Source organism: Geobacter psychrophilus (assembly GCF_056821595.1).
Genome location: NZ_JBXDTU010000003.1, coordinates 167,605 through 191,123 on the forward strand (window position 1 = coordinate 167,605; position 23,519 = coordinate 191,123).

General features: G+C 52.6%; 30 protein-coding genes. 20 read left to right on the plus strand and 10 right to left on the minus strand.

What is annotated here, in order from left to right; all coding sequences use genetic code 11:
* The first annotated feature begins 3 nt into the window (after positions 1–3).
* The 6 genes from ACOCF6_RS01495 (at position 4) to ACOCF6_RS01520 (ending at position 4,867) form a co-directional block, all read left to right on the plus strand.
* On the plus strand, positions 4–258 hold the full coding sequence (locus ACOCF6_RS01495) for a hypothetical protein (RefSeq protein ID WP_482458611.1): 255 nt from the start codon (positions 4–6) through the stop codon (positions 256–258).
* A 31-nt stretch (positions 259–289) separates the two neighbouring features.
* Positions 290–1,018: a hypothetical protein gene (locus tag ACOCF6_RS01500; protein ID WP_482458612.1), complete on the plus strand. Its 729-nt coding sequence runs from the start codon at positions 290–292 to the stop codon at positions 1,016–1,018.
* 17 nt (positions 1,019–1,035) lie between these two features.
* Complete coding sequence (locus ACOCF6_RS01505) at positions 1,036–1,794, plus strand: hypothetical protein (protein WP_482458613.1); 759 nt, start codon at positions 1,036–1,038, stop codon at positions 1,792–1,794.
* Between the two features lie 45 nt (positions 1,795–1,839).
* Positions 1,840–2,421, plus strand: a complete 582-nt coding sequence (locus ACOCF6_RS01510; protein ID WP_482458614.1) for a hypothetical protein — start codon at positions 1,840–1,842, stop codon at positions 2,419–2,421.
* 67 nt (positions 2,422–2,488) lie between these two features.
* Positions 2,489–4,636, plus strand: coding sequence for a hypothetical protein (locus tag ACOCF6_RS01515; protein ID WP_482458615.1), 2,148 nt, complete (start codon positions 2,489–2,491; stop codon positions 4,634–4,636).
* Between the two features lie 30 nt (positions 4,637–4,666).
* Positions 4,667–4,867, plus strand: coding sequence for a cold-shock protein (locus ACOCF6_RS01520; protein WP_482458616.1), 201 nt, complete (start codon positions 4,667–4,669; stop codon positions 4,865–4,867).
* A 153-nt stretch (positions 4,868–5,020) separates the two neighbouring features.
* On the opposite strand, the gene ACOCF6_RS01525 is transcribed toward ACOCF6_RS01520, so the two are convergent.
* Genes ACOCF6_RS01525 through ACOCF6_RS01535 form a run of 3 tightly spaced genes read right to left on the minus strand, consistent with a single transcriptional unit; the run spans position 5,021 to position 9,267 of the window.
* On the minus strand, positions 5,021–6,580 hold the full coding sequence (locus ACOCF6_RS01525; protein ID WP_482458617.1) for a sensor histidine kinase: 1,560 nt from the start codon (positions 6,578–6,580) through the stop codon (positions 5,021–5,023).
* 3 nt (positions 6,581–6,583) lie between these two features.
* On the minus strand, positions 6,584–7,435 hold the full coding sequence (locus ACOCF6_RS01530) for an ABC transporter substrate-binding protein (protein ID WP_482458618.1): 852 nt from the start codon (positions 7,433–7,435) through the stop codon (positions 6,584–6,586).
* A complete protein-coding gene (locus tag ACOCF6_RS01535; RefSeq protein ID WP_482458619.1) occupies positions 7,432–9,267 on the minus strand; it encodes a TonB-dependent receptor plug domain-containing protein in 1,836 nt (611 codons plus the stop codon). The genes ACOCF6_RS01530 and ACOCF6_RS01535 overlap by 4 nt, the downstream gene beginning before the upstream one ends.
* A 134-nt stretch (positions 9,268–9,401) precedes the next feature.
* On the opposite strand from ACOCF6_RS01535, the gene ACOCF6_RS01540 reads away from it, so the two are divergent.
* The 4 genes from ACOCF6_RS01540 (at position 9,402) to ACOCF6_RS01555 (ending at position 13,048) form a co-directional block, all read left to right on the plus strand.
* Positions 9,402–10,364: an adenine nucleotide alpha hydrolase family protein gene (locus ACOCF6_RS01540; RefSeq protein ID WP_482458620.1), complete on the plus strand. Its 963-nt coding sequence runs from the start codon at positions 9,402–9,404 to the stop codon at positions 10,362–10,364.
* Between the two features lie 23 nt (positions 10,365–10,387).
* Positions 10,388–11,449, plus strand: a complete 1,062-nt coding sequence (locus ACOCF6_RS01545; RefSeq protein ID WP_482458621.1) for a DNA sulfur modification protein DndB — start codon at positions 10,388–10,390, stop codon at positions 11,447–11,449.
* Position 11,450: 1 nt separating this feature from the next.
* Complete coding sequence (locus tag ACOCF6_RS01550) at positions 11,451–12,644, plus strand: zinc ribbon domain-containing protein (protein WP_482458622.1); 1,194 nt, start codon at positions 11,451–11,453, stop codon at positions 12,642–12,644.
* A 68-nt stretch (positions 12,645–12,712) separates the two neighbouring features.
* Positions 12,713–13,048 (plus strand): hypothetical protein, encoded by a 336-nt coding sequence (locus ACOCF6_RS01555; RefSeq protein ID WP_482458623.1) that lies wholly within the window; start codon positions 12,713–12,715, stop codon positions 13,046–13,048.
* A 306-nt stretch (positions 13,049–13,354) separates the two neighbouring features.
* Here ACOCF6_RS01555 and ACOCF6_RS01560 read toward each other — a convergent pair whose 3' ends face one another.
* The 7 genes from ACOCF6_RS01560 to ACOCF6_RS01590 all read right to left on the minus strand — a co-directional run bounded on the left by ACOCF6_RS01560 (position 13,355) and on the right by ACOCF6_RS01590 (position 17,142).
* Positions 13,355–14,209, minus strand: coding sequence for a replication initiator protein A (locus ACOCF6_RS01560; protein ID WP_482458624.1), 855 nt, complete (start codon positions 14,207–14,209; stop codon positions 13,355–13,357).
* Positions 14,210–14,863: 654 nt separating this feature from the next.
* A complete protein-coding gene (locus ACOCF6_RS01565) occupies positions 14,864–15,499 on the minus strand; it encodes a metallophosphoesterase family protein (RefSeq protein ID WP_482458625.1) in 636 nt (211 codons plus the stop codon).
* Complete coding sequence (locus ACOCF6_RS01570) at positions 15,499–16,134, minus strand: hypothetical protein (RefSeq protein WP_482458626.1); 636 nt, start codon at positions 16,132–16,134, stop codon at positions 15,499–15,501. The genes ACOCF6_RS01565 and ACOCF6_RS01570 overlap by 1 nt, the downstream gene beginning before the upstream one ends.
* Positions 16,131–16,358: a hypothetical protein gene (locus ACOCF6_RS01575; protein WP_482458627.1), complete on the minus strand. Its 228-nt coding sequence runs from the start codon at positions 16,356–16,358 to the stop codon at positions 16,131–16,133. Before ACOCF6_RS01575 ends, ACOCF6_RS01570 begins: the two co-directional genes overlap by 4 nt.
* Positions 16,351–16,680, minus strand: coding sequence for a hypothetical protein (locus ACOCF6_RS01580; RefSeq protein ID WP_482458628.1), 330 nt, complete (start codon positions 16,678–16,680; stop codon positions 16,351–16,353). The genes ACOCF6_RS01575 and ACOCF6_RS01580 overlap by 8 nt, the downstream gene beginning before the upstream one ends.
* Positions 16,677–16,928 carry a hypothetical protein gene (locus ACOCF6_RS01585; RefSeq protein WP_482458629.1) on the minus strand — a complete coding sequence of 84 codons (252 nt, stop codon included), beginning with the start codon at positions 16,926–16,928 and terminating at the stop codon, positions 16,677–16,679. Before ACOCF6_RS01585 ends, ACOCF6_RS01580 begins: the two co-directional genes overlap by 4 nt.
* Entirely contained in the window at positions 16,921–17,142 is a 222-nt protein-coding gene (locus tag ACOCF6_RS01590; protein ID WP_482458630.1) for a hypothetical protein, read from the minus strand. The genes ACOCF6_RS01585 and ACOCF6_RS01590 overlap by 8 nt, the downstream gene beginning before the upstream one ends.
* 150 nt (positions 17,143–17,292) lie before the next feature.
* On the opposite strand from ACOCF6_RS01590, the gene ACOCF6_RS01595 reads away from it, so the two are divergent.
* The 10 genes from ACOCF6_RS01595 (at position 17,293) to ACOCF6_RS01640 (ending at position 23,362) form a co-directional block, all read left to right on the plus strand.
* Positions 17,293–18,174 (plus strand): hypothetical protein, encoded by an 882-nt coding sequence (locus ACOCF6_RS01595; protein WP_482458631.1) that lies wholly within the window; start codon positions 17,293–17,295, stop codon positions 18,172–18,174.
* Positions 18,171–18,623, plus strand: a complete 453-nt coding sequence (locus tag ACOCF6_RS01600) for a hypothetical protein (protein WP_482458632.1) — start codon at positions 18,171–18,173, stop codon at positions 18,621–18,623. Before ACOCF6_RS01595 ends, ACOCF6_RS01600 begins: the two co-directional genes overlap by 4 nt.
* Before the next feature lie 26 nt (positions 18,624–18,649).
* Positions 18,650–18,937: a hypothetical protein gene (locus ACOCF6_RS01605; RefSeq protein ID WP_482458633.1), complete on the plus strand. Its 288-nt coding sequence runs from the start codon at positions 18,650–18,652 to the stop codon at positions 18,935–18,937.
* Positions 18,938–18,940: 3 nt separating this feature from the next.
* Entirely contained in the window at positions 18,941–19,135 is a 195-nt protein-coding gene (locus tag ACOCF6_RS01610) for a helix-turn-helix domain-containing protein (protein ID WP_482458634.1), read from the plus strand.
* Positions 19,136–20,128: 993 nt separating this feature from the next.
* On the plus strand, positions 20,129–20,272 hold the full coding sequence (locus ACOCF6_RS01615; protein ID WP_482458635.1) for a hypothetical protein: 144 nt from the start codon (positions 20,129–20,131) through the stop codon (positions 20,270–20,272).
* 241 nt (positions 20,273–20,513) lie between these two features.
* A complete protein-coding gene (locus ACOCF6_RS01620) occupies positions 20,514–20,711 on the plus strand; it encodes a hypothetical protein (protein ID WP_482458636.1) in 198 nt (65 codons plus the stop codon).
* A 303-nt stretch (positions 20,712–21,014) separates the two neighbouring features.
* On the plus strand, positions 21,015–21,410 hold the full coding sequence (locus tag ACOCF6_RS01625) for a hypothetical protein (protein ID WP_482458637.1): 396 nt from the start codon (positions 21,015–21,017) through the stop codon (positions 21,408–21,410).
* Between the two features lie 106 nt (positions 21,411–21,516).
* The gene (locus ACOCF6_RS01630) at positions 21,517–22,764 is read left to right on the plus strand and encodes a hypothetical protein (protein WP_482458638.1); all 1,248 of its coding nucleotides are present in this window, start codon (positions 21,517–21,519) and stop codon (positions 22,762–22,764) included.
* 24 nt (positions 22,765–22,788) lie between these two features.
* A complete protein-coding gene (locus ACOCF6_RS01635; protein ID WP_482458639.1) occupies positions 22,789–22,944 on the plus strand; it encodes a hypothetical protein in 156 nt (51 codons plus the stop codon).
* 109 nt (positions 22,945–23,053) lie between these two features.
* Positions 23,054–23,362, plus strand: a complete 309-nt coding sequence (locus tag ACOCF6_RS01640; RefSeq protein ID WP_482458640.1) for a hypothetical protein — start codon at positions 23,054–23,056, stop codon at positions 23,360–23,362.
* Positions 23,363–23,519: the final 157 nt, after the last annotated feature.

Sequence of the window (23,519 nt, forward strand, 5' to 3'; positions counted from 1 at the left end):
GTCATGCCTGAATGGCTGAACGCACTCAACCCGCTGCACCACACGACGTCAGACAACTACACGCATTTCTGGCAGATCCTCTTTTCGACCATGCTGGAAGGGTTCTGGGGCCGGTTCTTCGCGTTCGTGTTCCTGCTCCTTTCCTTCTGGTTCGGCGTCCGGCGCAGAAACGTCATGGTAGGGATTGCCCTCTTCGCAATCTCCCTGGTCATCACCATCGGATCACCTCTGCTTCATGTAGTCGGTCTGCTCTGGTAGTCATGCTGTTCAAAAAGGATAGGAGGCTCAGATGAGCAAGGGTGGCGGCGGTGGCGATGTAGTAATGCAGTCAGGCGGTGGCGACAAGCAGCACCCGAAAGGGTTGCTAGATGCCATCTCTGAAATTGAATATTACTACGCACAGGAACGCCGCGGGAGCGTGCTTTCCGAAGGCTTCTTCACAACCAAAGACCGTATGGAGTTTTTTGCAGTCGGTCTGAAGACATCTTTCGTATCGGGCCTGGTCTCGGCTCTGTTTTCCCCGGTTGCGATCGGCGTACTCGAAAAGATGATCCCAGTTTTCGGATCCACCGAACCGACGAGCTGGGACAAGTTCTTCATCTTCCTGCTGGCCCTCGGCTACACGATCGGCTACGCGGCCTTCATCACCCCGACGGCTTACTGCTACATCGGGGCATACACCAAGGCCATGATCAGGAGCCTCATTGGCGGGGTTGTTGCCGGCGCGCTGGGCAAGATGGCGGTCGCCTTCCTCCTCTACCATTTTCTGTACATGGTCGTCCTGACTGATGAACACATCGCTTGGTGCGTAGTCCAACTTGCCAAGGTCTTGAGCCGGGAATACGCACTCAGCACATATCGATGGACCGTCGAATTCAAGCCCGTGTTTCTCACCAGCGCCTGGTTTGTTGTTGCAACAACAATCGTATTCATAGCCATACCCCTGGTGACCATCGGGGCAGCTATGGTCAGGAACAAGAAGCTTCGCGACGCAGGACTATTGGAAGAAGACCTATAAAAGGAAAGGAGATGCAGATGATAAGAACCATTGCAGCAACAGCGGTATGCCTGGCCATGCTGTCCACATCATCCTTCGCTGCAACAGCCTTCGGCGTGAAAGACCCCGCCGGCGGAGCAGATAAGATGACGATCGACAATAACGGTTATCTGAATATCGGTGTTTCAGGCGCCACCGTCCTCCCGCCGGTCCGCCCGTTCCAGTTGGTGGGCGCTCCTGGTGTGGCCACACAGATGTTGATCCTGTCCGGTGATACCACATCTACCACTGCTTACGGTGGCGGGCAGATCCTGCTGGGCCACAACAATGCCAACAAGTCGCTTCCCAAGAAAAACGACCGGCTCGGCATGCTCTATTTTGTCTCGCAGGACATGAACACGACCGGAGGGGCGATTCTGAGATCAGGCGGCGCTTTCGCGGCCTTCGCCGACGAGGATTGGGTCTCCGGCCAGACGGGAACGACCGCGGCACGAAGCGGGATGTCCTTTTCGTGGATGACCGGGACAACCGGGTCGCCTCCGCCGAACACCGAAAAGATGCGTCTTACTGGAGTAGGCAACCTCGGCATTGGTACAGCTGCTCCGACTCAGAAACTCGAAGTCAACGGAGGGATTCGCATCAACACAGCCACAGTGCAACCAGTCTGTGACGCTTCCACCCGGGGGACCATGTGGTTCATCCAGCAGGACCCCTCAACCATGCAGGACGATTCCATGCAGGTCTGTATCTTTACCATGGCTGGCGACTACGCCTGGCGCCAGCTGCCACTGTACTGATCACCACCACCACAGCAGTAAAAACTCAAGAAAAGGAGAAACACTATGACACAGGAAAAGAAGACCGCGAAAAAGAAGTACACCCCGCAGGAGACCGCCGAGTTCCAGAAATCGCGACAGGAGCAGAAGATCAGGAAGGCCGGCGAGCGCGACACCGTTGTTGTCAGCACCAAGACGATGGAAGCAGCTGACACCACCTCGTTCATCGACAAGGTCGACTACACCATGAGCCGGATCCGCCTGACCTTCGGTTCACGCCGCTCCAAGATCAGTGCTGCACAGTTCGAACACATGTCCGGCTTCGTCTCTTCCATCAACGGCCTGATGAACCACTTCCTGTCGATCGCAAACAAAGTGGCCGACATCCCTTACAAACCGCCCCGTGGTTATGTCGATCTCTCCAAGCAGGGCAACCTCAAGAAGGCATCGGAGGAACTGGACAAGACCATCGACCTGTTGATGGCCGAAAAAAAGCGGATCGACAATCAGATCGCCTCCATCACCGCGAAACAGGCCGAGCAGACAGCGACAGCATCCGCCAAGGCCGCAGCGCCTCCGGCCGCAACCAAAAAGACCCCTGCAAGGGGCAAAGCCGACTCCGCCGCACCCGCATCCGCTGCAGCTTAAACAGTTTCACCAATTGCCCCCCTTCTCTCCGCAAGAGGGGAGGGGGGCAACACCTTGGAGGTTGTGTATGTATGACAACAATGTGCTCCGACTGCCGCATACGAAATCGGTAGTTTTTTCAAAAAAATGGACACAAGAGCTTTTTGCCCGACTCTTTCTTGCCCTCGTTGTCATAACCAGCATATCCTCCACTGCGTCTGCTTTCACAGTCTCAGGCAATATTACTGTGCCGGACGGGTCTGGCATCGGCAACATACAGGCCTGCGCCTACCAGGCATCACCGTATGTTTTCAAATGCACCGTATCCGACACGACCGGCCACTACTCCATCACCTCGGTCCCGGCCGGCACATACCGCATAGACGTTCAGCCCTGGGGAACACCGACCCTGCCCTCTCCGACATCGTTTAGCATCACCGGCATCATACCCAGCACATCCGTGGCCGCAGATAAAACGATCGACCTCGCTCTGCCGTTTGTCAAAGTGACCGGGCACGTATACTCCCAATGGATGCTTTATGCATTGCCGGGAGCTACCGTATCAACCAACAACGGCAACAACACTACCTGGACAGCATCCGGCACCACCTACACAGTCAAAGGGACTGCCACCACTGCCGCCGATGGCACATTTACCATGATCGTGCTCGCGTACAACAACTATTCTGTCACCGCAAAAACCACAGACACGAACTACAGGTCTTCCACCCAGACTAACCAGAACTTCATGGCCGACTCGGACATTTACTGTTTCCTGGATTTCACCAAATATCTGCAAGGCAAGATCAACTATGCATACTACGACGGCAACCCCTGGACAGTAGGGATAATGCCGAACGTCGATAAAATACAACTCTGCGCCTACAGCGCAAGCCCGTACTATTACGGTTGCACAACAACAGACACGAACGGCAGATTTTCTCTGCTGGGCATCCCCCCGGGGACCTACCGCATAGACGTAAAGACCGTTGGCACGCCCACGACCACTGCTTTCCCGATGGCTGATTTCAGCATCATAGGACTTTATCCTGCGCAAAGCATCGCATCCAACACCTATCTGGCGATAACCCTGCCTCATGTGCTCATCCAGGGTCACATCACTGGCCCGACAGGAGCTCCTCTCCCCGGTGCCACCATGACCCTCAACAGGAAACAGAACCTTCTCTGGACAGACGGGGCGACAACGTACACAAACAGTGGGGCCGTTGCAACGGCGGATTATGCCGGCAACTTCAATCTCCTTGTTCTGCCAGGTGACTATCCTATGGTGCTCGCGCCTCCACCGCTGTCTACTTCGTATTATCCACGGGCCTATGACTCACTGTCCGTCAGAACATTCACTCCTCTCGACGTGAAACTCACGAATGCACCAAATTATCAGCTGACCGTCAAGGCGCCGGTTGGTTTTGTCCAGTCCGGAACCCTTGGGTCTTCTGGTGACAACATCTTCTGTGGTAGTGATGGCACACAGTACCTTGGAACCAAATGCACGGCATCTGTCGATGTAGGCACAACAGTCACCCTCACCGGCGAGACGAACCCCACCTATTGCCCTGGATGCGTTTTCAACTGGACAAACCCGTGTGTAGGCACGACAGCAAACGCATGCACATTTACCATGCCGGCAAACAACGTGAAGATAGATCTGTTGAAAATGGTCGCACCGGTTATCGTGAACATTTTGTTCGAAGGGGGAGGGGGAGGGGCAGTCAATACAATCTCGTCTCTGAATTATGGTCTCAGCTGCATCACCGGGCAAAGCCAGCCATGCTCCGGCGCCTTCAAGGCGACCGATCTGCCGGTGACCCTTGTGGCCACCCCGGACGTATTCTCAAGCCTGGTTGGATACACTGGCGACTGCACACCAAACGGGACCGGCGGCTGCGTGGTCTCAGCCAACCTCCCGGACTCGTCCCTGGTAAAGAACATCAGCGTGCAGATGTCACTGGACTCAGCCCCCCGGGCCAAGATCGGACAGGTCGGGTATGCGACGGTCCAGCTTGCCTATGATGCCGCGGTGGATGGAGATACCATCCTGCTGCTGTCCGGCGATCACGCCTCCAGTTCTCTGCTGGCCAACAGACCGATCAAGGTGTCCTTGGCCGGCGGGTACAACAGCGCCTTCACCGGAATTGACGGTGTAACAACCTTATTGGGAAGCATTTCCCGACTTGATGGCACGGTCTACATGGACCTTGTTTATACAAAGCCTTAACAGGCGAAAACAACGAAGGAGGACGGTAAAATGGTAAACGGGACAGTTAAGTGGTTTAACGACAGCAAAGGTTTCGGGTTCCTGGAGCAGGAAGGGGGCGAAGATGTTTTCGTTCACTTCTCCGCTATCGGTGGTGATGGATTCAAATCCCTTGCTGAGGGGCAGGCTGTCACTTTCGATATCACCAAAGGCCCGAAGGGTCTTCAGGCCGCCAATGTCATGAAGGCATAGCAATCAGTTTTCAGAAATAGCGGGTTCTCCCGGGGACCCGCTCCTCCACGTCACTCCCCAGGAAGGCCTCGACACGAAACGAATTGCCCAGAACTGACGAAAAGAGCTGCTGGCCACCAGTACACAACCAGTGGTCAGCGTCTCAAAAACGGCTCATGCGACCGGCAGGCACACCGTCGCCACCGTCCCCGCCTCTTTCCCGGGTTCGAGCGTCAGGCGGCCTTTGTGTTCGGATACGATGAAGTTTGAGATGTATAGCCCAAGCCCGCTGCCACCTTTTGCCAATTTGGTAGAGAAAAACGCTTCAAAAATTCTGCTCCGGTCTTCTTGTTTGATCCCGCTGCCCTGATCCTTCACGATCAACTTCACCTCGCCATCCTCTGCCAAATACTCAGTGCTGACCATGACTGACCCATCCATACCATCCATCGACTGCACTGCATTGAGCAGGAGATTGACCACGACTTGCTCCAGTTGACACTGGTTTGCCACTATATCCGGCAAATCAGCACAGTAGAGTGTCTCGATCAAAATACCACCTTGCCGGCCTTGGGCCCGCACTACGGTCAGGGAGTCCTCGACAATCTTGTTGAGCGAGACTCCTTTGTGGAATTCATTTCTGTCCCCCACGTTGTAGGCCCGCAGATCCTGCACGACCCTCTCGACCCTCTCAGCATTGCTCACCACTGACTCAATGTACCTGCCGACGGTGTCCTTTGCCTCCGAGAATGGCATGCCTCCAAGAACAAAATCACCTTCTTCCCTGGCAACCTGCTGCAGTATGGGTACTGTATCCGTCCAGGAACTCAAAATCTGCTCTGCTGTCAACTTGATTGCGCCGTTTGGTGTATTGATGTTGTGCGCGAAACTGGATATCAACAGGCCAAGAGACGTCATCCGGTTGGTCTGGATCAACTGGGCCATCATCTCCTTCCGTTCCTCCTGCACTTCCAAGCGCAAAGAGTTGACAAGTTCATCCTGAAGGTTCCGGTTTTCGATTTCTCTCTCGATCAGGGTGGCAGACAACCTGTTGACTGCTCGGGCAGCCCGTCCCGCCTCATCATCCGTGTTGATCCTTATCTTGGCCGAATAGTCCCCTTCCTGCATGCTGTCCAGCCCTTCAGTGAGCATATCGAATGAATGGGTGACCTGCCGGAGCACAGGAAAGCAGACTGCCACCACAGCGACCCAGAACATAAAGGCAATGGCCACGATTTTTATACTTGCTTTCCAGATGACAGTCTCTTTATCAGAGGCATCAATGGAGACCAGAGCCGTTCCAAGCGAATCGGTGGAAAAAGGCTTGGAACCGCTCAACGCATCATCGACAGAAGGGCTTACCGACGTTGACTTGACAATCGCCGCATAGGTAACAAGAGGGGTTTCAGAGGTTAAGGTTGGAGCAATAACATCCACAAGGTCCCTGCCGCCCGAAGACGTAACAAGGACGCGCGCAACCCGGGGAGTCGAGAGCATATCATTGGCCATGTGTGTAAGAACGGCAATGTTTTCTGAATAAAGGGGTAGGGTGATGTCCCGGGCCATCATGTCGGCCAGCAGTTGGACTTTTTCGGACGTGCGGGAGTCGTAGTTTTTGATTTCCCCGTTTATGAGGACGAAAGCGAATGCTGCTGAAATTATACCGGTGAAGAGGGTGAAGAGGAGGATGAGTTTGTGGCGGAAACTACCCCTGAACCTCCTGCGGGTCGACATGGATCATTCCCAATCGATGCCAAGCCGCCGGAGCACTGAAGCATTCTTATTGATGGATGTTTTTCGAGGTACCGCTGAAGATATCTCCGAAGCGCTATCTCCTCCGATAGCCGCCCGGACCATCTCGCCAGCCTGACGGCCAACTTCATAGCGGTCAAAATCAAGGGATACTGCAGCCCCGGCTTCGAGATACGCGCTGGAAAAGGTGACCACAGGCGCCTTGTGAGCTACTGAGAACAGTAGTTGAGAGTCCGCTGCCTTCCCGCTGCCGCTGGTTCTGTCGGGAACCATCCAGAGCGTATCCACCTGGCCCGCCAGCGACTCCACCTGGGACGGCACTGATTGGGACGACTTGACTTCTTTGGTGATCAGTTCAAGTCCTCGCCCAACGGTGGCCTTCCGAGCCTTTTTGAGGTAGCCCGATGTATGAGCGGAACTGATTACCCCAACATTGCGTGAACGAAGGGACGTGAAGATTGGAAGGTACTTCTCGGGCGGAGACTGGACCTCTACGCCGGTAATGGATGGGTTCCCCATCTGACCCGGACGGAAACTGACCGCCATCAAAGCCACCACGGGTACCGTCTTGACTTTACGGGCCGCAGCCAGGGCCTTGTCGCCGAGGGTCACTACGGCGAACGGAGCTTCCTCGCGAACAATACGCACAATGTCGGCTTCCCTGTAATCAGTAAGCACTATGACGCGTTCTGAGAACCTGGGTCCGGAATGCAGGCCGCGCAGAACATCGTCATAAGCGGGCGAGCGCTGGCTCAGGACAATCAGGACATCGTAGCACCACGCTGAGCTCGGTATCAGCAGCCATAGGGCTGTTATGAGAAGTAGAAGACGTCTCAAAACCTGAACCTCACGCCGGCTTCATATCTACGGCCACTATTGGGGAAAATTTCATCCATGAACTGCGAGCCATTGAACATATTGCGGATCGAACCGAAAAACTCAAGTCCTTTGAAATCGCCGGTGAACGGGGTCGCGTTCATATGTAGATCCCATATCAGGCCGCGGTAACTGCCATTTCGGAAAGTTTCGGCATTCCAGAAAATATGGCGGCCATTCATCAGGGCCTTGAAATATTTGTGGTCGTCATAAAGAGCGCCCAGATGCACCGTGTTGGTCGGTACATTTGGGACAATGTTGGGCGAGTTGTCGAAGTCCCAATGGGCATCAACGTAGTTATAGCCGGCACGCAGTGAGGTATTCAAAAACTCTTGAGTGCGGACCTCGCCTTCAAATCCGCGGGTTATGAACCGGACTTTATCAAATCCGCGAGTGATCGTATTGAATCTCGTGATATCCCAGGTGTCGTTGCGGAAGAAGGTGCCCTTGACCCAGAGGTACGGAATAATCGTGGACTCGAATCCCACCTGTGTTGTCCAGACACGTTCACTACCCTGTTCGAGGGTAAAGTCCGGGAGACCGAAACCTTTGGCGGTGTAAGCCCTCAACAGGAGCTTGTCGGTCGCCTGCCAGGTGAAACCGATGGATGGACTGAACTGATCGCCGGAAGTGCCGGTCAAGTCATAGCGAACACCTGCAGAAACCGCAACCGGTCCGATATTATAGGTGTCGTTCAGATAAAATCCCCAACGGTCTGTTTCTCTTTTGAGGAAATCAACCCCTACAAACGCTTCGGTGCCATGAATCTTTGGATGGTAGTAGTCCACACCGAGGACCATAAGGTTATTCTCTTGCCGCCAAAGTAACTTTCCACCACCGCCCGTAGATCGTTCGTCACCTTTGGGCATCTGAAATATGGCAACTGGCTCACTGATGGAAGAAACCGTTTGGGTCGAGAGGTCAACAGAGTGGTGGACATTCAACTCGAAAGTAAAGTGGTTGTTAATGGGTTGCTTCCATGTCCCACCAAGAATTATCCGCTCGGTTTTATCACGGCCTTTCGCATCAAGCGGCTCAAATGCAAAGTCACCGCGGTGGTAATTGGAGTAGTTGAACATCGCACCGAACTGACCATTATACGGGAGGTCGTATGTCAATTTGGCATGGGCGGTCCTGGCGGCGAAATCCGTGTTGCTCTTGAAACCACCAGACTCGTAGAATCCACCTGACAGATAATATCCAACCCGGTTGTATTTCCCGGATAGCTCACCTTCTGGATTCCTGGTGCCCCGTTCCCCCTGCGTATATGAAGCCAGGCCACTGACAGGTTTATCCCCGTTGGGTTGTTTCGTAATAACGTTGATCACCCCGCCCAGGGCCTGGCCCCAGGCCGAGGAAGCTGCTCCTTTGACGATTTCCACCCTCTCGATGATCCGGGCCGGAATCTGGCCGATGTCGGAACTATTGCTCATGTTGGTGTACTGAATCCCATCCAACATGACCACCGTATGTGCGGTTCGTGACCCCTGTATCAAAATATTGGAGGGGTTTACGGGTCCGATACTGTTCTGAAGCGCAATTCCAGGGACGGTTTCAAGGATATCCACCAGGGTGCGGGCGTTCATCGTCTCGATGTCGGCAGCAGTTATTACCGTGGTGTTTTCTGGGGTCTGAGAGAGGGGACGCGGTACTCGGCCGGCAATGGAGTCTTCTACCTGCGCCTGGCCCAAGATAATAAGGGTCTCATCCTGTTCTTCTGCGCGAGCCTGTAATGGCAGGGCAGAGAGAAGGGCTGTGGCTAGCAGAATATGCAGGGGCGTCTGAAGTTTCATTAAATGACTAGATAACACGTCTTTTTTGGCTTGTCTACCCCCTGATAGGAAATTGTAATAATTTATGTTTGTTGTCCACTAATAGCAGACAATGCGGAAGATATATGGCAGAATAAAAGCATGGAGAACGGCCTATGGAACTAGCAATCACACATAACGAGACGTTGTCGGCAAAACGCATTACGCCGGTCACGGCTATGGCCAAAAACGACCCGGAGCTGACAGTTTTGTCATTTGGAGGAGGCCAGGACTCCACTTGTATTTTGTACCTCTTGGCATTCAACCGGGAGTTCAGGGCACGTTATGCGCCCGGAAAGCTGATAATTATCATGGCATGCACAGGTGATGAGCATTACGAAACGTATGCCCATGTGGCAAACGTCATGGTCTTCTGCCGGGAACAAGGCTTCCCGTTCTTCTTTCTGGAGCCGGAGATGGGTTATCACGGATGGGATGGCCTGCGCCAGCAGTACCGCAAGAATGTGACCGTCGGCTCCAAGGCCTTCGCCTCGAAGGCGTGCACATCAAACCTGAAGTTGGTCCCGATCTACAACTTCCTTGAGGAACATGTCGGCAGAGAACACAACCTGCCGATTGGACGCAAACAGGCCATGATCCAGTATTCCAAAAAGTTCGGCAAAGTCAGAATGCTGGTCGGCATCGCAAAGGGCGAAGAGAAGCGGATGCTGAAACCAGGCGAAGACAGAGAGAAGTGGAAAGCCCAGTCGGTTGAGACCGTTTACCCCCTCGTTGATCTGGGACTGGACAGGGGAGGGTGCCAAAGGGTAATTCGAGCATACGGGAAGCCGGTCCCGCTCCCGAGCAACTGCCTTATATGCCACTACATGTCGCCGCAGGAGCTGCTCTGGCTGTACCGGAGATACCCGGCCGACTACCATGATTGGGTTGAGATCGAAGCTGCCAAGATGGAGCGGTTCCGAAACGAGCGCCCAGCAGAGAAGAACCACGGAGTCTGGCGAAACAAGAGTCTCCCGCAAGTCCTGGAAGAAGCGATCGTGGAATTTGGACACTGGACTGACGAAGAACTGGATGAATACAAAATGAGCCACGGTCACTGTGTGGCTTCCCAATACTGAAAACAAAATCTCGGAGGTGACTTATGAACGTATCCTACACATTCCCAGCAACACGCGGCATCCAGGCAGGCAAGGCATTCTTTTCATCGACCGTGCAGTTCAAATACCTGGTCAGGCTTTTCAGGTTCGATGATGAGTTCGTACCGGCCCAACTCCGCGCTCAGCGGACCTTGAACGTAACGCGGGCTAAAGCTATCGCCCAGTACATCTTGGAAAACCCTGACACCTATGTCCTGCCGGCCATCACCGCCAGCTGCGACTCCAGCATGGTGTTCCAGTCCATGAGCGATGAACACTCAATCGGCATCCTGCAAGTGCCGATCACGGCAAATCTTATAATCAATGACGGCCAGCATAGATGGATGGGCATCAGCATCGCCCTGCAGGAGAATCCGCTGCTGGCAGACCACGCCGTACCGGTGATGATACGCTTTGACGAAGGCCTGGCATCCTCACAGCAGGTCTTCGCGGACATCAATTCTAACTCGTCGAAGCCTTCAGGGTCGCTCAATGCCCTGTATGACCTGCGGAACAAATACTCTCGCTGGATTCTCGACATCCTTGAAAAGCGCCCTGCGTACAAAGCACGCATAGACATGGAAAACGCTTCTCCGGGCAAGAAATCCCCCCATTTGTGGTCGCTCGTCGCCTTCCACTCTTTCGTGAACATGCTCACGGGCATGAACGACAAGAACGTGAAAACCGTCAACCTCGATGCCAAGACCAATGAGGTGCTGGCCTTCCTCGACGCCCTGTCCGCCATCCCTCTCTGGAACGCCATGGTCAAGGGTGAAATGAGCGCCGAATCCGTGCGCGACAACTACATCATTTCGCATGCGGTCTTCCTGCACGCTCTGGGCACCTTGGGCTCTTACGCCAGAGACATGTCCCAGCTCGATGGGCTTGCCAAGGTCGATCCGACCAAGGCCTCCGACCTCTGGAAGGGCCGCTCGGTGGTTGCCGGCAAGATGATCAAAACGACCACCGGTGTAAAAAGCACAGCCGCCCAGCTCATGAAACTCTGCGGCATCGAACTGCCGGCGGACTTTGCAGCCATCGACGACATGTGTGAAGAGGGCAAGTAATATGATGAAGACTACCGACATACAGGCCCACAACGCTCTGCTTGTACTCTGCCCGCATTGCGGCGGCGATGGGATGTTCGAGACCCTTACCTTCGCTGACGACCTGCAGACCGTCAGGACGAAGTGCAAGAAGTGTGGCCACACCTCGGATGACTTCTACCCGTCCAAAGAGAATGTGAACCGCCTGGTCAAGGAATGGGCCGAAGGCTCCCCCGCACACCTGCTTGATCTGCCGACCGATGCCCCGATAATAGTCAACCTCGGCCTGGGTGTGGACAGCGTTAGTCTGCTGGTTGCCATGGTTAATCAGGGCATCAAACCCGACCTGATCATGTTCGCTGACGTGGGTGGGGAGCGTCCCGAGACATACGCCTACTTCGACTTCTTCAACAACTGGTTGCAGGAGCAGGGCTTCCCGGAGATCACCCGTGTTGCCTACACACCGGTCTCCGCACCGTACACGACATTGGAAGGTAACGTACTGGCCAACGAGACCCTGCCTTCGATCAGCTTCCGCCAGAAGAATTGTACTTTAAAATTCAAGGCTTCCGTGATGGATTCCTATCTCTTGGGCATCAGCCGCGGTCAGAACAAAAGGGCAGGGTGGCTTCCCGCTCTGGAGTCATTGGTCAAAGGCCAGAAGCCATACAAGCTCGTGGCTTATGACAATGGCGCCATCGACGGGTGCCGCGCCATCAACGTGATCGAAGACAAAAATTTCCGGTACCTCTACCCGCTTCGGTCTCACCTCAAATGGACTCGGGAAGACTGCATCACCAACATAAGAAAGGCCGGAATTCCAGTCCCGATAAAGTCCAGCTGCTTTTATTGTTGCTCGGCGAAGGAGTATGAATTGGCGTGGTATGCTTCTTCTCACCCGGATCTACTGATCCGTTCTTTGGTGATTGAGGATACCGCCAGATCAGGCCGCCACGGCCTTCATAACGTCCGTGGTCTATGGGGTCAAAAAGAGTCCTGGAGAGAGTGGTCCGAGCGTAAAGGCATCGTCGAGGCAGGTACATACAACATCATCATGCCAAAAGAAGAACTGCTGGCCATGGCTCGGGAGAGCATCCCCCCAATGGAGAGCAATCTCAATTTTGGCCTTCCCATTCTCGAATGCCACAACCCTCCGCTGCCCAACCTCCGCCAGCCTGAAACGGATGTCGAATTTGAATACGCAGAGGCAGCCTAAAAATGGAGTTGTCAACTCTCAGCGCTGGCACTATGATGCGGTCAAAACCCGCTGAAAAGAGATGCCAGGTGTCAAAAGACAAATACGAGATCCCGAAAACGGTAAGAATGCCGTCTTCACTGTATAAGCATCTGGAAGATGAAGCTTATTACACGGGTATAGGTCAACCAGCTGTTATGGCCCGGACAATCTTGGTTGAGCGCCTCCGCAACAATGATTTGAGCAATCTCAAGAAGATCGTCAATGACAAGCTGCATATCCCCCTTGATTCGCCGAAGATAAACATCAGGTTGTCTGAGCGGTTGGTTGAACTATCCAATCAAGCAGCAGAGATCGTGTCTGAAGGTGAGTTCAGCAGACTGATACAGGCAATCCTGATTGAGCGGTACACTATTTCTTCTTGAGCTCGTCAGTAATCCCACCGCCATATTGTGATGTTTTCCACAGAGTCCTCTTCTGACCCACCCTTTATGAAGAACCATTTTATAAACATTAAGTTAGAACTTTACGGTTCTGCCAATCCCTTGTACATGTAGGGTTCACAGACTTTTCAGTGTGCGAAATTACGGAGTAGGGTGGGTAGAATTACGGAGAGAGGTGGGCGGAATTACGAATGGCCGGTGTGTGAAACTACGGAGGCCTCCACAGGGTTCTCAACAGGTCGCAAACCCTTTGGGTGTGTGAAATTACGAAGCACCTGGTGTGTGAAATTACGACTCCTCATTCAATGACAAAATAAGCTCGGCCCTGAGTTTGTTCCTGGCAATAAACATATCCTTCTCTGAATCAAGCGATATCGAGTACCCCGGGAGACAATCGCGATCGACGACATCCTTCACCATCCTCCGGAACTCCTTGAGCGAGCTGCTTGAGCCGCTTTTTATATGGAGTTTTTGCAGGCCGATCTGCCAAGCGGCTTGATGGCCACAGTGCTTTCGACACATCTCATACAAACGCCGCTCTACACCACCTTTGAGCAGGAAGTACGTCTTATCAATGGTCAGCAGATCCTTCCCGTCGTTGACAACAGCGTCCCACAACCACTCGTTCATTATTATCTCAATCGAATTCATCCTCTTGGTCTTCGTGTCGCGGATGATCCGGTAGTTCTCAATTAAGTGGAAACTGTCCGTTTTCGTCGTGCCACCGGTCGGGATGTTGGTTTTGACGGTCGTTCCCATCAACCGGTCCAATGCTTTCTCCAGATCGAGGTACGACTGGCCGCCCATACCCCGTTCAGTCGCCTGCAGCATGTTGTAGGCCGTGATGTTGATCGGGGTGTTCCTATTCACCTTCTCACCTTTGTTCAAGGCATCGCGCAGCGTACTGACTGCAAAAATCAACAAATCTTTGTCCCATATAGTTGCTATGCCCTTCATGGAAGGGGTCACCTCGATAGCACAGGTGCCGTCTGGCGACTCGTATTTCCGGATCTTTGTATCTTTGCGTTTACTGAGGGAGAAGAACGGGTGTCCGAGAGACGGCGCGTCGCTTTTAGGGCTCCAAGAGAGGAGATCGGACACAAACAGGTTGAGCTGGACAGGTTCTGTGGCTTTTTTCGACATGTAGTACCCCCATTGGAAGCGATTATAAATAGAATCATCTGAAAGAGAAGGCGAAAAAACGCCGGTGTGTGAAATTACGAACTTTATGGTGTGTGAAATTACGATACTTCGACGCCTGATCCGGACCACCTGAACTCGGGAAACCTTGTCATTACTGATCTGGAGCAAATTCAATCCAGAGCTAACTGGCCTGATTCGTTACTGAAACAATTCAGACGGTCTGAGGTGTGTGAAATTACGAATAGAGCGGTGGGTGAAATTACGAAGAGGTCAGTGGGTGAAATTACGAAGACGTTTAAGGGCTTCCCGGTAGGGGTATAAATTTACCACACCCGGATGTATTCTATGATTTCTTTAAGGATAATGACGCAACATGTCGGAATATAGTAACTCTTAAATAAATCAATATTGGCGGTGTGTGAAATTACGATAAAATTTTGCACCCTGGTCGGTGGGTGAAATTACGGGTGTCGGTGGGTGAAATTACGATAAGATTTTGCAGTCTGGTGATCCTGGTGTGCAAAATTACGATAAATCTTTGCACCGTCGTAAAACCCGGTGGGCGAAATTACGATAAAATTTTGCAGACGGTGTGTGAAATTACGAAGTGGGTGGTGTGTGAAATTACGATCCGTACTTTGTAGTTGATGCCCATCACCAGGTGTCGATTCGTTCCTGCTCGAACAGCAGCATGTCATCTAACCTCAAGGCTACCAGTCTGCCGAGGCCCTCCTGGTTTCTGACGAAGCACCCGTTGTCGATGCAGATCTTGTTGTTGCCCAGGCTCGCCCGGATATTGTCAATGTGTGTCGGTGTGTGGCCACAGACCAGGCGCCGGCCGCCGGTGCTGCCCAGATTAACGGAGCAGGTGCGATCCCAGAGCAAGGTCTCCGGCGGAGTGTCCATCGGCACGAGGCCGATACCGGCGTGACAGAGGTAGAATTCCGGCATCTCGATGATCAGCGGCATACTTTCCATGAACCGGATATACTTTCCATCGATCATGTGGTCGAAGCTGGCAAAAGCCGCCGCACCGCCATTCACCAGCCAGTGCCCGAGGCATTCGTCAGGATCGTCCATTGCCAGGAGCAGCATTTCTTCATGATTCCCCTTGAGCGCTGTGAAATTCGGCATGCTCATCACCAGGTCGAGGACTCCCTTGGAATCGGGGCCCCGATCGAGCAGATCCCCGACACTATACAAATGGTCGCTGGGCCTGACGTGCATCTTCTCAAGCAATGCCTCAAGCGTCATTTTGCAACCGTGGATATCGGCGATGACATAATCCATTACTGGAGATCCCCCTCCAACTCACCGACCTGGCCCATCTCCTTGCCCCTGGCAGCATCATAAAGGTCGACCGCTTCATCGGCCGTCAGCACTTCCCGGGAAAAAACGATGGCGGACTCATTGTAGAGGCGACTGATCACCGGCGTCGCGAACACATTGGGCTGTTTCAGAACCCCCAGCAGCCCTTTGATGCTGTCAGCCACCTCGACCACCGATACATCAGCGCCGGCCGGGCCGAGGTATGTGCCCCAGAGAAGCTCCTTCGGCTCGGGAACAGTGATGTCGACACCATACAGTTCCCGCAGCTGGTCCAGATGTTCTTCACTCAGGTCGTGCAGGTTGACGACGCCGTATATCTCAAAGAAGTCCCCGACTTCCTCGCGGATATACACGGCGAAAGGGCCGTCGTGATCGTGCCTTCCTTCAACCAGGGCATCACCCTCATAGCTGTCGTCGGAAAGGCAGGCGATGTTCTCCGCCTCCATCCGGAGCACGCGGCTGGTAACATCGATCCGCTCGGGATCTCCTACCGGCGCGGCGCAGTCGTCCCGGCGGCCGGTCCACTGTTGCCGCTGAAAGGTTGCCCGTATCCTGGGCGGAGTTTTGATGCCATCGGGTAGAACTATCTTTTTCATGGTGTACCTCCGACCTCTTTCCATTTATATGATTCATGGTTCCTGAACTGCGGGGACATGAAACCGGCTTTTACCCTGGTCTTTTCTGCGAGGGTCATTTCCCTGAACGCGAAATACCACTGACCGTGCGCGAACCTGGCATACCTGCCGTCCTTGAGCTGATAGATGCCATCCTTTGGCGGCGCTGTTGTCCCTGGGTAATATCTTTCTTTGCCATCAGGCATCGCGTTCACCTCTTGCAATCTCGATCTCTCTCTTCATCCGGCACAGGATGCAGTCACCATCTGGAGAACCACCGGTCGGGTCGTCCGGGTCGTAACAGGACATTGGGTGGCCAAACCTGCATGCCAGGGATGCCAGCGCCTCTTCCATCAGGTTGATCATGGTGGGTGCTCTTGAAATCAACCGGGCATTAGCCTGATCAAAAGTATTGGCATGGCCTGTTACTGCAACCCTGAACGAAAAAGTAGGTCCACCAGCCGCCCACACTTCAAAACCGTTCTTCGTATGATCTTCAACCCGCCACGGCCCTGGTGTATGTTTCATACTGCGGCTCCTTCCTGGCTATACATCGCCACGGACGTCTTGTTCCAGCCGACTATTTTCACCAACTGTCCTTCGTGCATCGCCCAAAGCTCGATCCGCTTCTTCAACTCCTGAAAGCCCTGGTCTGGGCCGAGTTCAACCAGAGTATTGGTCCGGTAGACCAACACGGCCTCTATTTTATCCGGGTTGTGCAGGTCTTTAAGTGATAGGCCCGTAGGCGTGCATGCTCTCTGCGCTCCTTCAGGCATTGCAGACCACCCTTTTCTTCGCGGAAGTCCCCTTGCCATCCCATGTAACAAGACGCAGAGGAACTACCGAGCGCCTGGACTCCTGCATGAAGGCCTCGACAGCCTTTGCCTCGCTCGTTACGACGGGAAACGACCGCTTCTGAGTCCCAAAAGCCAGCACCCAATCTTTACCGGGTGTTGCTGCGATTTTCTTTTCGATACAGTAATCGGCCATAAGCACCTCCTGATGTTCAACGTGTTTATAACATAGCATCAAAAATGCTATCATGTCAATAAAATGTAGACAACTGTCTATGCAATTGATAGTATAGGGTTACGTCTACTGCATGAAAAATATCTATGATCTTTTTGGAGGGCGATGCTTATGAAAAAATTCAGGACACAGATAGCGAAGCTTAAAAAAGGCACTCATTATCAAGCAGCAAGTGGTGGCACCTTCTGGTTAAGCAACCTGGAAAAAACTATTCTGCCAGGCATAACCGGCGCAAACCTCTTCACATATATGTTCCGGCGTTTCGGGCCGACAACTCTTGGAAGCGACGATTACAAGTCTCTGTGCAGATACAGGATTACCACGCCTTTGCCTGGCCTGTTCCTTGAAGTCGCTCCTTACGTTGGTCGTGGGCATGGTTTGAATTTCGGGTACTGTCTTTCAACAGAACTCAATAATTCAGTCATGGACGAGCAGGATGCCCCGAAAAAACAACTCTGGCGCGATGCAGCCAAGTGGTATCACGAAACTAATATCGACATGGTACCCGAGCCTTTGCGTGAACAGAAAATAACGCCACCAGATGGCGGCGATCCAAGGTTCTGGTATGAAATCCCAGAAGCCATGTGGTGCCGGGCAAACTTTGAAGGGTGCCCCGAGCCAACGGACATGTACCCGGTATGGCGGGCCGCTATCGACGCGTACTGCAAGAGCTTCCCAGAAAAGATTCCCGCAGCAAAGATAGATCGAGGATGGGCAAATCTTCCCGATAGCTCAATCGAACGCAAATGTTACGAGGCTCTTGCAGCCGCAATGCGCGATCTTCTGCGGCCGGTATATGTTCGCGATGTGTATTTCAACTGTCTCGGCTACGTGGAAGATGCTAACATCTGCTCGCTTGAAAAACGCCACGGTAACACCGCTCCGTATGCGAAATCATCTGGTTACGGTGTCCCTAGACAGTTTGTCGAAGATCCGGACAAGTTTTTAGAAGCGATTGACTCGTCCCGCAAACAGAAAAGGAGTTCAAAATGACAAATTTAAACACGTTCGCCTCACTCAGTTGCGTCATAAAGGTTGCCAAAAACGGTGTAGAAACCGCCCTGGGAGTATTCAGGATGTTTGAGGATAAGACAGTTGCCACCGGCAATCCCGCACAGATATTCTGCTTTGACTATCAGGCATTGGCCGAGGAACTGGTGAACCGGAAAATCATGGATGACGAGACAGAGGCTTCACTGGCTTGCGAGACCATCGAATACTCATTGAACGAGGGTGGCGAGTGGGCAGGGGAGTTTGAGAGCGAGTCGGGCGTCAAGGTATCCTTCGTCATTGAGCCTGATGCCGTTAAGACCGAAGACGGGTTCACCTTCCAGCGCCAGTCGGACGGCAGTTACTCCGACGGCGATATGTCATGGCCGACCTTCGAAGAATTCAAGGAGACCTGCGAGGTCGAATGGTCAGTCGTACCGTCAAAAGGGTAGGGCGGAAAAGCAACGAGGAGGTGAACATGCCTGATTACAAGACGATTCCAACCACACCCGAAGTCTGGGCGGTCATAAAAGCCCGACACCATGCAGACCTCTCGGTGTTCTCATCATTCAGTAATCCCGATGGCACGTTCATCGGAGGATGTGGCCAGCATGGCGAGATGTTCACCGCGTACGGGTTCAAAGGTGCGGATTATCCTCTCATGGAGGCAAGAACAACCTGGGATATTGACCGGGCCGAGCCTCACAAACGCATCAATGAGGAGCACAAATACTGGTTGTGTATCCCGATCAAGGAGGAGGACTAGCGAATGGCCACACCAGAGACAATAGAGTGGTCAAAAGAGAGTGTGAAGGCCTTACGCCAAAAAAAGGACCTCACACAGGCTGAACTTGCCGAGGCGCTCGACGTCACTATCAGAACGGTCTCCAGGTGGGAGACGGACAAAAGCCATCCTGACAACCGAGCCGCCAAAGCTCTAAACCGCATCAACTCGTCACCATAACGGAAATGTTTCCGCAACATTGTCGAAACGTTCCAACAATGTTGCGGACGCCTCCAAAACAGATCCGCATATCAGTTTTCCCTTCATGAGGGCGCGCAGCCATGGGAAAATCTGCCAGCCGAAGGCCTAAGCGACTGAACGGTAGGTAAGGAGCGCTGCCGTTAACGCCTGGAACACTGCCACGGAGCGCGGCAGCCCCACCCGCATGGCCTGGCCTGTGTCCACGAATCGCGGCGCCACTAAAATGGGTACCCTTTATTTTTTTGCCGCGACAGCAACCATGGCCGGCCCCTCGGGGGGTTGCAGGGGGCTTTTATAAAAACTACCGATCGGTTGTATTTTCTGTTGACAAGTGTATGCCACCGGACTTATATATGGGCCTACACTTTCTTTTCTTTGATTTTTCAAAGCCGCTCTTTTTTCGAGCCCACATTTACTGGTACCAATATTCCCTTATTGGTTAAAATGAGCCCAGTATCTTAAATCCAGCCAGCAAGCTGACGTACAAGAACAAGGTTGAAGTCCTCTGTTCTTACCGTGCAACCTTCACACGTTGCCCTCCACTCGCGTCAAATGGGAGCCTTCATTCAAGTCCATTTGTCCGCGTCATCACAAGTCATCAATTGACTTAAATCTTAGTATCCTATTCCACACTGGCCTTTCCACATTTTGCGGAGATGCCTTTTTTTGTATCCAATTCTCAGGTTGAAGCCCCTGTAATCCTGCCTTTGCAAAGCAGATTGGTATCAGAAGAAGGTTTGACTCGCTTAACAGGAAATGCCTTTTTGCGTTCATAGATACTTCACATAGAAAGCTCAGGTTGAAGCCCCTGTACCTCGCTCCTGGCAAAGCGACTTTCACTTACCCGACCCGTTAACGCTCTCTTTTGCGTAATGGGTTTTTTTGTACCGTTTCGATCAGATCAATCGAAGAAATCTGACGAGACCATTTTTATCGACCCTGGCAACCCCACGGTCAGAAAGGAGCTGTCAAATGACAACTTCAATGCTCACCAAGATGTTCAGCAACACCATCTCCGAAGAAGAAATGGAATTCGCAGAGAACAAACTGGCCACCGCAGAGAACAAAGAACGTGCTCACAAGCCGCTCAAACGCTTCCCTCGCGCTGCCCTGTAGTCCTCGAACATCAACCTCAACTCCCTGACCCCGGCCACCACATCCGAGATTGCGCCAACAGGGACACCACAAAGTTCTCGGTCATGAAGATGGTAACCGTCTGCAGCAACACCGCAGATCAGACCCATCCGCAACGTCATCCGGTCACTCGAAGCAAACTGGAGACGCACCAATCCGCTGGGACAAACACTCATCCCTTGCGGATAGTCTTGTCTCAGCAACCACTACAAGGAGACAAGCCATGAAATCCACAACAATCGTAGGTCACATCACCATCAAAGGTAACCGTGTTCCTCTGTACAACGTTGCAGCACAGAAAACATCCATCATTGAAAAAGCTCTGAACGCACTTTCTGGCCTGAATCTGAAAACTGCTTCTGCTTTCGCTCTGCTGGCCACTTCCGTTGTTATCGCAGCCATGTACTCGAACATCGGCTAAGACCTACTCACACTAACCATTCACGACTCAAAAGGAGAAAATACCGTGAAAAACACAACATCTAATGGCCCTTTCCACCGGAAGCCGACTCACACTGTACGTTGTAAAGGTGTCGACATTCCCTGCTTTGGCCCCCAGAAAACCCGTTCCTTCATGGACCAGGTTTCAGCAAAAGGGCTCCGCAGTGCTGGACTCGTTGTTATCTCCATCGCCAGCGCAATTCTGCTTGCATGGGTATCACTGGGCTAAACCAAATCACTCATTGAGCTCAATCACAGTATGCGAGCCAAAAGGAGAAGAAAAATGAGCACCGACAAACCCTTGGTATGTCTTTGCTGTAAAAAAACCTACACGATGCCTGCTTCCCTCGTCCCTCCCTCGGTCAAACCCTGGGACAACTACGGGATTTGCGAAGCATGTGACACCGTCGTAATCACTGGCCGCCTTCTTAACCGCGTCAACGAGATCAACCAGTTTATCGGTGATCAGTTCGACGTCTCTGAAGCCGCTGAAATTTCCGATGTTGCTTTGCCCGATCCGAAAATTGTGCCCAAAGCTGCAAAGGTCAGAACCCCCAGGAAACCGAAACCGGCAGTTGCACCGCCTGTTAAAGAACTCCCGAAGGTCTTCACCCCAGCCGCCGAAGCCCAGCTTTCACTGTTCGACCTGGTAACCAACATGGCCAACGCTTTGTTCTAACACATCGCAGGCCACCTACCCATAACCCGGGGAGATGAACACTACTCCCTACGGGATCATAGTGTCGTCTCCCCTCATCAACTCAATACGATCGGAGACAATAGCTATGAAACTCATCGAAAAACTCACCAACTTCATCCGCATCGGCTTTATCGCACTCAACACTGACACATCCCACCTCGGCGACCGCAGTACCTATGTTGGAGCCTCTGAGATGTCTTTTACCCAGTGTCCGCAGCAGATCATCAAGAACAAGCTTCTCCCGGTCGCCCCTGACTACAAATCAGCATTACGGTTTGTCAAAGGTCACGCCATGGAAGACAAGCTCGAAGATGCCCTGAAAGCCGCCGCAAACCAGTTCCTGAAAGCCAGCGACGTGGAATTCATTCGCGAGATTGAATACACCCACCCTGCATTGGCTCTCAAAGCTCACATTGACTTCCAGACTACTCCCGCTGAGTTGGCCAAGATTGTCGGTAAGGAAAACATCACCCCCGAGATCGAAGCCTGCCACGTCGTGTTCATGGAGGTCAAATCAACCACCCAGGCAGTGAGCGAAGACCAGATCCATTCACAGCTGGGTATCGCGCATTCTGCAGGAATCAAGGCCGTCAACTTCTGCATCGTCATAGATACAGCAAGCGGCGATATCGAAGTCAAGGGCCCTTACTTCCACAACAACAGTCGCTACCTCGATCTTGAGAACCGCGGCTCTTACCTGCTGAATTGTCTCGCTGGTCGTTTTCAAGCAAAGGCAATCCCAGGAATCAGTTGCTCATTCTGCAATTACCGAGACGAATGCACCGCATTCCCCTGTCTTGAACTGCCGGAAGAAATAGCATTCAAGGTGATCCATTGCGACTACCTGACTAAAGAAATGAAGGCTCTTGATACCCAAAAGGACATCCTCGTTGATGAACTCAAGGAATTCTTCAAGGCCGACACAAAGGTCCAGGTCTGTGGATTGCTGGTCAACATGAAAAGCTATCTGCCGACATCATCCTACGACGGCCCAGCCCTTGCCGACGCCATCAAGTCCGCGAAAGTAGAACTTGAAGCCGTGGCATCGAAACTGACCGACTCAATAGGTGACGACATCTTCGCATTCTCAGGCGCTGTTGATATTTACAACGGCCTCAAGAAGACGATCGGTGAACTGGAAACCTCTCTCGAAACCTGCCTCAAATCAAAAGCCGGCTACACCAAGCTTGATATCCGAGGCGACAAAAAGGAACCCGTAAAAAAGGAACCTAAAGCCAAGAAGGAGAAAGCGACAAAAGCAGCAAAAGTCCTTCTTCTACCTGCCCCTGACGGAGACAACACACTCTCCTCCGGGGAATGCGCTGTCTCATAACTTTCAGTACGAAAGGAGATGGCCATGTCACAACTTTTTATCATTGAGACCTTCACGGAAGCAGTCAGCAGCCAGCAGTTGAAACGGGCCACTGAACTTGCTTCATCCATGAACGACTTTGCAAAGGGTGTCTGTCGTGAAATCTGGCTTCGCTGGGTTAATGACGACTGTCCTTTCTAGTCTCTTCCTCCACATAGGTTGAACCCGCCCTCACGCCGGGAGTTGTTTTTTGTTTCAAACACTCTCGCACACGGGGGGAGTGTTTTATCTAAAATCGGAGGAATACCCAATGAAAAAACTCAATTACGCTGTGCTGCCTGCTCCCGGTCTTCTCAACATCGACCTTAAAGGAATGCAGACACCTTCAGCACGATTCATCAACGCCCTGGTATCGCTGTTCGTCATTCTGGACCCGATCATCAGGATCGTTGTCTACTTCGTTACGCTGGTCATCATCTTCTCAGTCATGTTCGGTTTTTTCGTCATGGCAGCCACCGTCAAAGAACCTTCGGTTCCAACGAAGTCAATCACAATAATAGAAGGAGGTATTTATGGCACAAGCACCGAATCAGCCAACTCTCAGCCTCCACGCATTTAATCGGGCAGTTCAGCGAGGCATCCCCATGGATCCCGAACTGATCAGCTACGCAACCAGATGCTCCGCCCTATTCACCATAAAGCCTCAGAAATTCAGCTTTGGTGGATACACAATTATCGGCGCTCTCAACCATACGACCCGTGAGCCTCAAATACTC

Bases quoted from the DNA above. Each gene is read 5' to 3' on its own strand.
- ACOCF6_RS01495 (WP_482458611.1), top strand. From the start codon at position 4: ATGCCTGAATGGCTGAACGCACTCAACCCGCTGCACCACACGACGTCA.
- ACOCF6_RS01500 (WP_482458612.1), top strand. From the start codon at position 290: ATGAGCAAGGGTGGCGGCGGTGGCGATGTAGTAATGCAGTCAGGCGGT.
- ACOCF6_RS01505 (WP_482458613.1), top strand. From the start codon at position 1,036: ATGATAAGAACCATTGCAGCAACAGCGGTATGCCTGGCCATGCTGTCC.
- ACOCF6_RS01510 (WP_482458614.1), top strand. From the start codon at position 1,840: ATGACACAGGAAAAGAAGACCGCGAAAAAGAAGTACACCCCGCAGGAG.
- ACOCF6_RS01515 (WP_482458615.1), top strand. From the start codon at position 2,489: ATGTATGACAACAATGTGCTCCGACTGCCGCATACGAAATCGGTAGTT.
- ACOCF6_RS01520 (WP_482458616.1), top strand. From the start codon at position 4,667: ATGGTAAACGGGACAGTTAAGTGGTTTAACGACAGCAAAGGTTTCGGG.
- ACOCF6_RS01525 (WP_482458617.1), bottom strand. From the start codon at position 6,580: ATGTCGACCCGCAGGAGGTTCAGGGGTAGTTTCCGCCACAAACTCATC.
- ACOCF6_RS01535 (WP_482458619.1), bottom strand. From the start codon at position 9,267: ATGAAACTTCAGACGCCCCTGCATATTCTGCTAGCCACAGCCCTTCTC.
- ACOCF6_RS01540 (WP_482458620.1), top strand. From the start codon at position 9,402: ATGGAACTAGCAATCACACATAACGAGACGTTGTCGGCAAAACGCATT.
- ACOCF6_RS01545 (WP_482458621.1), top strand. From the start codon at position 10,388: ATGAACGTATCCTACACATTCCCAGCAACACGCGGCATCCAGGCAGGC.
- ACOCF6_RS01550 (WP_482458622.1), top strand. From the start codon at position 11,451: ATGATGAAGACTACCGACATACAGGCCCACAACGCTCTGCTTGTACTC.
- ACOCF6_RS01560 (WP_482458624.1), bottom strand. From the start codon at position 14,209: ATGTCGAAAAAAGCCACAGAACCTGTCCAGCTCAACCTGTTTGTGTCC.
- ACOCF6_RS01565 (WP_482458625.1), bottom strand. From the start codon at position 15,499: ATGGATTATGTCATCGCCGATATCCACGGTTGCAAAATGACGCTTGAG.
- ACOCF6_RS01570 (WP_482458626.1), bottom strand. From the start codon at position 16,134: ATGAAAAAGATAGTTCTACCCGATGGCATCAAAACTCCGCCCAGGATA.
- ACOCF6_RS01575 (WP_482458627.1), bottom strand. From the start codon at position 16,358: ATGCCTGATGGCAAAGAAAGATATTACCCAGGGACAACAGCGCCGCCA.
- ACOCF6_RS01580 (WP_482458628.1), bottom strand. From the start codon at position 16,680: ATGAAACATACACCAGGGCCGTGGCGGGTTGAAGATCATACGAAGAAC.
- ACOCF6_RS01585 (WP_482458629.1), bottom strand. From the start codon at position 16,928: ATGCCTGAAGGAGCGCAGAGAGCATGCACGCCTACGGGCCTATCACTT.
- ACOCF6_RS01590 (WP_482458630.1), bottom strand. From the start codon at position 17,142: ATGGCCGATTACTGTATCGAAAAGAAAATCGCAGCAACACCCGGTAAA.
- ACOCF6_RS01595 (WP_482458631.1), top strand. From the start codon at position 17,293: ATGAAAAAATTCAGGACACAGATAGCGAAGCTTAAAAAAGGCACTCAT.
- ACOCF6_RS01600 (WP_482458632.1), top strand. From the start codon at position 18,171: ATGACAAATTTAAACACGTTCGCCTCACTCAGTTGCGTCATAAAGGTT.
- ACOCF6_RS01605 (WP_482458633.1), top strand. From the start codon at position 18,650: ATGCCTGATTACAAGACGATTCCAACCACACCCGAAGTCTGGGCGGTC.
- ACOCF6_RS01610 (WP_482458634.1), top strand. From the start codon at position 18,941: ATGGCCACACCAGAGACAATAGAGTGGTCAAAAGAGAGTGTGAAGGCC.
- ACOCF6_RS01615 (WP_482458635.1), top strand. From the start codon at position 20,129: ATGACAACTTCAATGCTCACCAAGATGTTCAGCAACACCATCTCCGAA.
- ACOCF6_RS01620 (WP_482458636.1), top strand. From the start codon at position 20,514: ATGAAATCCACAACAATCGTAGGTCACATCACCATCAAAGGTAACCGT.
- ACOCF6_RS01625 (WP_482458637.1), top strand. From the start codon at position 21,015: ATGAGCACCGACAAACCCTTGGTATGTCTTTGCTGTAAAAAAACCTAC.
- ACOCF6_RS01630 (WP_482458638.1), top strand. From the start codon at position 21,517: ATGAAACTCATCGAAAAACTCACCAACTTCATCCGCATCGGCTTTATC.
- ACOCF6_RS01635 (WP_482458639.1), top strand. From the start codon at position 22,789: ATGTCACAACTTTTTATCATTGAGACCTTCACGGAAGCAGTCAGCAGC.
- ACOCF6_RS01640 (WP_482458640.1), top strand. From the start codon at position 23,054: ATGAAAAAACTCAATTACGCTGTGCTGCCTGCTCCCGGTCTTCTCAAC.